The organism is Actinotignum sanguinis (genome assembly GCF_003957255.1).
GTDB lineage: Bacteria > Actinomycetota > Actinomycetes > Actinomycetales > Actinomycetaceae > Actinotignum > Actinotignum sanguinis.
On record NZ_QDIE01000057.1, the window covers coordinates 1 to 1,122 of the forward strand.

1 protein-coding gene is annotated in these 1,122 nt (G+C 54.6%); it reads left to right on the forward strand.

What is annotated here, in order from left to right; all coding sequences use genetic code 11:
* Positions 1-55 precede the first annotated feature (55 nt).
* Entirely contained in the window at positions 56-1,036 is a 981-nt protein-coding gene (locus DDD64_RS08700) for a type I-E CRISPR-associated protein Cse1/CasA (protein WP_126135967.1), read from the forward strand.
* Positions 1,037-1,122 lie beyond the last annotated feature (86 nt).

The window sequence follows — 1,122 nt, forward strand, 5'->3', positions numbered from 1 at the left end:
TTGCGGGGTATCTCCTTTCGAGGATAGGTAGGAGTTGATTCGAAAGGTACCCGCGATGGTCGCCTTTGTGTATACCGACACGAGGATCACCGCGGGATACAGATACACCACACTAACGGACGCAACCGGAAGCATGGAAAAGATCAATGCTTTGACGGATATCCCGTTACTTGTTACCACGCGCGGCCGGTTATCGGTTCGTGATGCGCTACTTGATGCTCATATTCTAAAAAAGTCCTCTGACGAAAAAATGGATCGCGAACCAGTAGTCTTGGATAAGACCGTTCCCGGCTACGTGTACGGGGCGCAGCTAAGGTTGTTGGCGGCGGTTACTGCTGTGGCTGTGCGGCTGTCCAAGTACACTCGCCGGGAGCCGTTCCGGATCGAATGGGAGCCTATTCTTTCGGAGGGGATTGAACCCGAGGCCGTTGACGAAGCTATCGAGTTGCTTGCGCCGGGATCCTTCTTATTCGATGACCAGCAGCCGTTTATGCAGCGGCCGGCTGAGCCGATGCGTAACGCGAAAGATAATGAGCGCAAGCTTGGAAAAGGCGAGCTGCGGCTCAAGAAGCTGTTACCTTCCATGATCTCTGATCAAGGTGAAGAGTTCTGGAGTTTGCTAACGCAACATGACACTCTTTCCCCGGAAGATGCGGCGCTTTCTCTTCTTTCTTACCACTACTATTCGCCGGCTGGAAATAACTCTTATGCCGGTCAAAAGGCTGAAATGGGAAGCCCCGGTTTCCATTTTGTTGGCGTGGGAATGACGGCTACGGAACTAATCTGGGAAGGCCCGTCGCTTCTCCACACCCTCTTCGCGATGATCCCACGTTCATGGGTGGAGGGAGAAGGTTTGCCTGCTTGGGTGGATCGAACCGGATCGCGCGGGGGTACCAATCATCCGCTTTGGCAGGCCACCTGGTCATCCAATAGCGCCGCCTGCTACTGGGAGAATAATGAGCTTGCCGGGGTGCGCATCGGCGGTGTCCCACCGGGGTTGCGTCCGTTAGTGTGGTGTATCTGTATCCCGCGGTGATCCTCGTGTCGGTATACACAAAGGCGACCATCGCGGGTACCTTTCGAATCAACTCCTACCTATCCTCGAAAGGAGATACCCCGCAA